Genomic DNA, 7,498 nt, shown 5'->3' with positions numbered 1-7,498 from the left:
CGTGATGCTATATCTGCCCATTCTTGTGACTTATTTATGCCTTCTTTAATTCCCCACTCTCAGACCTGAATCCTTACGCCGACAGTTCGTTGACGATCTTGACTCTTCCCTTGATCACAGAACGCAGCAGGCGGTTGATCGAATGTCTGTATTCATCGTCGAGAGAGTCGTCCAAAACAGCGGCCATCAAGCCGTAGCGATCGGCTAAAGTCAAACAACCCGTATCGCTAACAGAGGCAAGCATTTCGGAAATAGCGCCGGGGAGAAGTTGAACTAGAAACATGAGACATTCCCTGAATTCGATACTTATATCATCTCTCGTTCTTGGAAAATTAATAGTGACGCTGGCATAGCACACAATGTGATGTTTTGAGGCAAACTGTGTGACAGCGACCGTTGTAATTGTGTGACGATCTCGTTTTAAGTCTGCGATCGCAGTCACAAAATTAATCTTAGATATTCCAATATCCCCCTCTCCCCTCCTAAATCTAAAGATTTAGAGAGATTTTTCGGTTTTGTGGGTCTCTTTACCCATTTCCCATGTATAAAACGCATCGGCATTATGCGAAATATTCATACAACTCAATATTTTGTAAAAATAGATACGAATATTTACAATCGGGGGCTTTACATTAGCTCATAACAAAGGTGCATCGAAACAGAGCGATCGACCGAATCCTCGGTAGCAACTATAACCATAAATAGTTTGGCGACGTTCGAGCCAGCGCCCAGTCAAGCTCAAGTTTACAGAAGACCAACCATGCTTAAAAGAAATTCCATCTAGTAACTAAATATACAGTTTTAAATCCATACAGTCACTAAGGTTAGCAGGAAAGACACACTTTATGCTCCAAGTCAATACCTCCCCACACAAGCCAGCAGCGAGGGTAAATCGATGACCCAAACAGTAGAACCCAAAGCCCAAGCGAGCCTGAACAAGTTTGAAAAACTCAAAGCCGAAAAAGATGGCTTAGCATTAAAAGGCGAACTCGACCACTTCGCCGCAATCGGCTGGGAAGCAATGGACGAAATCGATCGCGAGCACCGCCTCAAATGGCTCGGCATCTTCTTTCGGCCAGTAACTCCCGGCAAATTCATGATGCGGCTGCGCTTGCCCAACGGCATCATTACTAGCAATCAAACCAGAACGCTAGCAGAAATCGTCCAACGCTACGGCGACGACGGCAGCGCCGACATCACCACCAGACAAAACCTGCAATTGCGCGGAATTCGCATCGAAGACGTACCCGACATCTTCCGCCGCCTCAAGGAAGCGGGCATGACCAGCATCCAGTCTGGCATGGACAACGTGCGTAACATCACGGGTTCCCCAGTCGCGGGCCTGGACGCCGACGAACTGATTGATACGCGGGAACTGGCGAACGAAGTCCAAGACATGATTACGAACAGCGGCGAAGGCAACCCCGCGTTTTCAAATCTGCCGAGAAAGTTTAATATTGCGATCGCAGGCTGCCGCGACAACTCAGTCCACGCAGAAATCAACGACATCGCCTTCGTACCCGCTTACAAAGACGGCAACATCGGCTTTAACGTTTTAGTCGGCGGTTTCTTCTCCGCCAAACGCTGCGAAGCTGCAATTCCTCTCAACGCATGGGCAAGCCCCAGCGACGTTGTAGATTTGTGCAAAGCAATTTTAATTGTGTTTCGCGATCGAGGCCCAAGAGCAAACCGCCAAAAATCGCGGCTGATGTGGCTGATTGACGAACTCGGAATCGAACAATTCCGAGCCGAAGTCGAACAAGAATTAGGCCGCACTTTGCCCGCCGCCGCGCCGAAAGATGAAATCATCTGGGAGAAACGCGACCACATCGGCATCTACCCCCAAAAACAATCAGGGCTCAACTATGTAGGGCTGCACGTTCCCGTCGGACGGCTGCAGGCATCGGATTTGTTCGATTTGGCCAGAATTGCCGAGGTTTACGGCAGCGGCGAGCTCAGGCTCACTGTCGAAGAAAACGTGATTATTCCCAACGTTCCCGACTCGCGGATTGAATCGCTGGTCAAAGAACCGCTGTTGCAGCGTTTTTCCATCGAGCCCGCACCGCTGATGCGAGCCTTGGTTTCCTGCACCGGCGCCAAGTTTTGCAACTTCGCCCTCATCGAAACCAAAAGCCGCGCCGTGGCAATGATTGAGGAACTCGATGTCGAACTGTCACTTCCCAAACCGGTCAGAATTCACTGGACAGGTTGCCCCAATTCCTGCGGTCAACCCCAAGTAGCAGACATTGGTTTGATGGGAACAAAAGTTCGCAAGAACGGCAAAACCCTCGAAGGTGTAGACATTTACATGGGAGGCACAGTTGGCAAAGACGCTCATTTGGGTGCTTGCGTCCAAAAAGGCATCGCTTGCGAAGACCTCAAACCGCTGCTGTATCAACTGTTAGTCGAGCAGTTTGGGGCAGTTCCCAAAGAGCTCACAGGGGATGTAGCTGTGCTGCAGCGGCAACTGCAATTGACGGTTGAGGAGGGCGAAGCGGCAGCCCAAGCACCCAAACCTCAGACATCTACTGTCATTTTCGCTCGATCGGGCAAAGAAGTTGCTTGCAGCGAAGATGAGTACATTCTCGACGTTGCCGAACGGGCCGGGGTCGAACTTGACAGCGATTGCCGAAAGGGAGTTTGTGGCACTTGCAAGCAGAAACTCCTAGAAGGTAATATTGCCGCCTACGACAGCCACCCCGAAGCGGCCGCCGGCTTAGAACCAGGGTTCATTTTAACTTGCAGCGCACGGGCGATCGGCAGAGTGACGATCGACGCCTAATCTAATAATGTGAGATGCGATGCGAAGGTCGCGAGGCAATCTCACATCTCACATTTCCACCATCTCAAAGTACAACAACAATTCAAGACAAATGAGCAACCTTTCTAGAAGAAAATTCATCATCACCGCTGGAGCAACAGCAGCCGGCACCCTCCTAGCCCACGGTTGCAGTTCCAGTTCCACCACCACATCTAACGCCACTCCCGGCGCCACATCACCCACGGCCGCTCCAGCAGTCAACATCAACCCCGCCGACGCCCCAGAAGTTACCGCAGCCAAACTCGGATTCATCGCCCTCACCGACGCAGCACCCTTAATCATCGCCCAAGAAAAAGGGTTATTTGCCAAGTACGGCATGAAAGACGTACAAGTTACCAAACAAGCATCTTGGCCAGTTACTCGCGACAACTTAGAACTCGGTTCCGAAAAAGGTGGCATTGACGGAGCCCACATTTTATCCCCGATGCCTTACCACATGACATTAGGCACTATTACCAAAGGCAATCAGCCAGTGCCCATGTACCTTGTCGCCCGGTTAAATACTAACGGTCAGGCAATTTCCCTGAGCAAAAAATACCTAGATTTAAAAGTAGGTACAGACAGCGCACCGCTGAAAGCAGCTTTTGGCCAAAACGTTCCTGTTGCTATAACTTTTCCCGGCGGTACCCACGACTTGTGGATGCGCTACTGGCTAGCAGCCGGCGGTATTAATCCAGATACAGATGTTTCCGTGATTCCCATACCGCCGCCCCAAATGGTAGCGAACATGAAATCTGGCAGCATGGAAGCATTTTGCGTAGGCGAACCTTGGAATGCTCAGCTCGTTACTCAAAAGGTAGGATACACCGCCTTAGTAACCGGAGAACTTTGGAAAGACCACCCAGAAAAAGCTTTAGCTTTAAGAGGAGATTGGGTTGACAAAAACCCCAAAGCTGCTAAAGCAATAACAATGGCCGTACTGGAAGCCCAGCAGTGGTGCGACAAGGCAGAAAATCAGGATGAGATGTGCCAAATTATCTCTCAAGATAAGTGGTTAAAAGTTCCAGTAGCAGATATTATCGGTCGCTCTAAAGGTCAAATTGACTACGGTACCGGCCGCATTGAAGCTGCCAGCCCAGTGGCGATGAAATTCTGGGCTGACAATGCTTCCTATCCCTACAAGAGTCACGATGCTTGGTTCTTAGCTGAAAATATTCGCTGGGGTTATATCCCGGCAACTACCGACATCAAAGCAACCGTTGATAAAGTTAACCGCGAAGATATTTGGAAAGCAGCAGCGACAGCACTTGGCGTTCCCGCAGCCCAAATTCCTACTACGAGTTCTCGCGGTGTCGAAACCTTCTTTGACGGCGTGAAGTTTGACCCAGAAAAACCAGAAGAATATCTCAAGGGTCTGGCGATCAAAAAAGCATAATTAGTTTGTTGACTGTTGACAGTTGACTGTTGACAGTTGACAAACCCCTAAAAGTGATGGGTTGGGCGGAGTGAAGCTGAGGGTGAGTTCCAGGACCCAAACCTGTTGAACTCTGTTCAAAGTATCTACAAATAATCGATTATTCACAATACTGCAAAAACAAAAATGGCAACAAACCTCGCTGTTACTAAAAGCAAAAATCCAGTAAATTTCGTTCTGGATCATGTTCAAAAAAACCGCCGAAAAATCATCCGTCCGCTGGTAGCAATTACAGTTCTGCTCATAATCTGGCAAATCCTCTGCAACAGTCCAGAGTCCAGCTTGCCGGGGCCAATCAAAGCTGTCCAAGAAAGCTGGAATCTGATTATCAATCCTTTCTTCGACAACGGCGGTACAGACAAAGGCTTGTTCTGGCAAATTTTGGCTAGCTTGCAGCGGGTAGCGATCGGCTTTACTTTGGCAGCAGTTCTCGGCATCAGTTTAGGAATCCTGATCGGTACAAACTCCCTAATGTTCGATGCTTTAGACCCGCTGTTTCAAGTATTCAGAACTATCCCGCCCCTGGCTTGGCTGCCGATCGCCCTGGCAGTATTTCAACAGTTCAATCCCTTTGAAGGCATGGGGGTAAAAGCTAACGAAGTATCAGCACTTTTCGTAATCTTAATTACAGCCATTTGGCCGATTTTAATTAACACCACAGTAGGCGTTCAACAAATACCCCAAGACTACAGAAACGTCGCCCGCGTCTTGCGCCTCCCCAATCAAAAATACTTCTGGAAAATCCTGCTTCCCTCTTCTGTTCCTTACATCTTCACTGGCTTGAGAATTGGTATCGGTTTGTCTTGGCTGGCGATCGTAGCTGCGGAAATGTTAGTCGGTGGCGTCGGTATCGGCTTCTTCATCTGGGACGCTTACAACAGTTCTCGACTCAGTGCAGTGATTCTAGCAGTGCTTTATGTAGGAATCGTCGGTTTGATTTTAGACAGAATCGTTGGTTTCATCGCTTCCAAAGTTGTTCCAGAAGAACAGAAATAGAATTTGGGCATAGGGCATAGGGCATAGGGCATGGCGAATGGGAAATGGGGAATGGTTGCCACCTACAAAATGCTAGAAATTAGTGGAAAATTAATTACCAATGCCCAATTCCCAATGCCCAATTCCCAATGCCCAATTCCCAATGCCCAATTCCCAATTAGCATCTACAAATTACAAACTAACCTAAAATTACCATGTCAGTATTTGTTGAAGTAGACCACGTTGACCGCGTATTTAACTTGCCCAACGGAGAGCAATACATTGCTCTTAAAAATATCGAACTGAAAATTAAAAAAGGAGAATTCATCACCTTAATTGGGCACTCTGGCTGCGGCAAATCTACGCTGCTAAATATCATCGCCGGCCTCGACAAAGCAAGTCAGGGCGGGATTACTTTAGAAGGACGCGAAGTCCGCGATCCAGGCCCCGACAGAATGGTGGTGTTTCAAAATTACTCGCTGCTACCTTGGCTGACGGTGCGCGAAAATATCGCCCTAGCAGTAAATGAAATTTACAGCGGTAACTCTCAAGAAGATCGCGAGTTGGTGATCGAACACCACATTAAATTGGTCGGACTCGGACACGCGGCCGACAAACGCCCAGGCGAAATTTCTGGGGGGATGAAACAAAGAGTTGCGATCGCCCGCGCCCTGGCGATTCGCCCGAAATTGCTGCTGCTAGACGAACCCTTCGGCGCCCTCGATGCCTTAACTCGCGGCGGTTTGCAAGACCAGTTGATGAAAATTTGCGAAGAAAGTAAAGTCACCAGCGTGATGGTAACTCACGACGTGGACGAAGCTTTATTACTGAGCGATCGCATTGTGATGCTCACCAACGGCCCGGAAGCCCAAATCGGGCAAATCCTCGAAGTCAACATTCCCCGCCCCCGCAAGCGCATGGAAGTTGTCAACCATCCGAGTTACTACGCCCTGCGTAACGAAATGGTTTACTTCCTCAACCAGCAAAAGCGGGTCAAACAGCGCCGGGCCAAACAACAACCCGCTGTCATCGCCCGCAACGGCCTGGAAAAAATCAACCTGGACATCGGCTTTATTCCCCTCACCGACTGCGCCCCCTTAGTAGTAGCCAAAGAAAAAGGATTCTTCAAAGAGCACGGCTTGGAAGAAGTCACTCTCAGCCGCGAACCTAGCTGGAAAGCGATCGCCCAAGGAATCGCCGAAGGACGGCTGGACGCGGCACAAATGGTCGCAGGAATGCCGATCGCCATGCTGTTGGGCATGGACGGTCAAGCCCCTGTACCCGTCTGTAGCGCCCTCACCCTGTCCCGCAACGGCAATTCAATTGTTTTCAGCAAAGACCTTTACAGACAAGGCATTCGGACATTACAGGATTTCAAAGCTGCGATCGCCAAGAGTCCCGATAAAGCTCACACCTTGGGCATGGTACACTCCGCCTCCATGCACAACCTGCTGTTCCGCTACTGGCTGGCCGCCGGCGGCATTGACCCCGACCTCGACGTGGGCTTGAACGTGATTCCCCCCCCGCAGATGGTATCGAATTTAAAAGCAGGCAACATTGACGGCTACTGCTCAGGCGACCCCTGGAACTCCCACGCAGTCAACAGTGGTATCGGTTTTGTCATGGCCCGTTCCCTCGATATTCTGCCCGGACACATCGAAAAAGTTCTCGGTGTTACCGAAGATTGGGCTCAGAAATATCCTCAAACCCACCTCGCCCTCGTCAAAGCGCTTTTGGAAGCCTGCGAATACTGCGATGACCGCCGCAACCGCGAAGAAGTCCTAGGATTGATTAGCCAAGAACAATACATCGGCGCCGATCCGAAAGACATCCGTCCAGGGTTCATCGATCCGTACAACTCCGGTACGGAGGCAGAACCCGAAATGCTCTACCACTTCAACCAGTTCTATGTTGACAAAGCCAATTTTCCAGACCGCCTAGAAATGGTGTGGGTGATGGCGCAGATGGCTCGCTGGGGACTGATCCCGTTCCCGAAAAACTGGGTGGAAGTGGTCGATCGAGTTTTGCGGCCCGATGTTTTCGGTCAAGCAGTGCGTGAATTGGGTTTGCCGGATATTGCCAGAGATCGCCGGACGATCGAGCTATTTGACGGCACGGTGTTTAATCTAGACGACCCGATCCACTATCTTCAAAATGTCAAAATCAAGCGTGGCGTCCGCATTGAAGAAATCTTAATTGAACAAATAGGCAGTCAGTGTTCCATCAAACTGCTAGCATAGCCAGCAAATAGGAAGAGGGAATGAGGAGCAAGAAATCAGGAAACAAGA

Annotated in this window: 5 protein-coding genes and 1 pseudogene; 5 read left to right on the top strand and 1 reads right to left on the bottom strand. The window is 49.7% G+C overall.

The features are described from left to right. Positions 1–73: 73 nt before the first annotated feature. Positions 74–283, bottom strand: coding sequence for a hypothetical protein (locus QUB06_RS29555; protein WP_333438301.1), 210 nt, complete (start codon positions 281–283; stop codon positions 74–76). Positions 284–895: 612 nt separating this feature from the next. Between QUB06_RS29555 and QUB06_RS29550 the strand changes: the two are divergent. The 5 genes and pseudogenes from QUB06_RS29550 to QUB06_RS29530 all read left to right on the top strand — a co-directional run. Next, positions 896–2,431, top strand: a pseudogene (locus QUB06_RS29550) (ferredoxin--nitrite reductase); the annotation flags it as partial. A gap of 21 nt (positions 2,432–2,452) precedes the next feature. After that, positions 2,453–2,782 carry a 2Fe-2S iron-sulfur cluster binding domain-containing protein gene (locus tag QUB06_RS29545; protein WP_333143957.1) on the top strand — a complete coding sequence of 110 codons (330 nt, stop codon included), beginning with the start codon at positions 2,453–2,455 and terminating at the stop codon, positions 2,780–2,782. A gap of 91 nt (positions 2,783–2,873) precedes the next feature. Then, positions 2,874–4,196 (top strand): CmpA/NrtA family ABC transporter substrate-binding protein, encoded by a 1,323-nt coding sequence (locus QUB06_RS29540; protein WP_333438300.1) that lies wholly within the window; start codon positions 2,874–2,876, stop codon positions 4,194–4,196. A 165-nt stretch (positions 4,197–4,361) separates the two neighbouring features. After that, positions 4,362–5,231 carry a nitrate ABC transporter permease gene (gene ntrB / locus QUB06_RS29535; RefSeq protein ID WP_333289385.1) on the top strand — a complete coding sequence of 290 codons (870 nt, stop codon included), beginning with the start codon at positions 4,362–4,364 and terminating at the stop codon, positions 5,229–5,231. Positions 5,232–5,425: 194 nt separating this feature from the next. Beyond that, a complete protein-coding gene (locus tag QUB06_RS29530) occupies positions 5,426–7,450 on the top strand; it encodes a nitrate ABC transporter ATP-binding protein (RefSeq protein WP_333438299.1) in 2,025 nt (674 codons plus the stop codon). Positions 7,451–7,498: the final 48 nt, after the last annotated feature.

Origin of the sequence: Microcoleus sp. D2_18a_D3 (assembly GCF_036702455.1) — a bacterium.
GTDB lineage: Bacteria > Cyanobacteriota > Cyanobacteriia > Cyanobacteriales > Microcoleaceae > Microcoleus.
Note: the sequence above shows the minus strand (reverse complement) of the source record. Positions and strands in the feature narration are given on the sequence as shown.

Bases quoted from the DNA above. Each gene is read 5' to 3' on its own strand.
- QUB06_RS29555 (WP_333438301.1), bottom strand. From the start codon at position 283: ATGTTTCTAGTTCAACTTCTCCCCGGCGCTATTTCCGAAATGCTTGCC.
- QUB06_RS29540 (WP_333438300.1), top strand. From the start codon at position 2,874: ATGAGCAACCTTTCTAGAAGAAAATTCATCATCACCGCTGGAGCAACA.
- ntrB (WP_333289385.1), top strand. From the start codon at position 4,362: ATGGCAACAAACCTCGCTGTTACTAAAAGCAAAAATCCAGTAAATTTC.
- QUB06_RS29530 (WP_333438299.1), top strand. From the start codon at position 5,426: ATGTCAGTATTTGTTGAAGTAGACCACGTTGACCGCGTATTTAACTTG.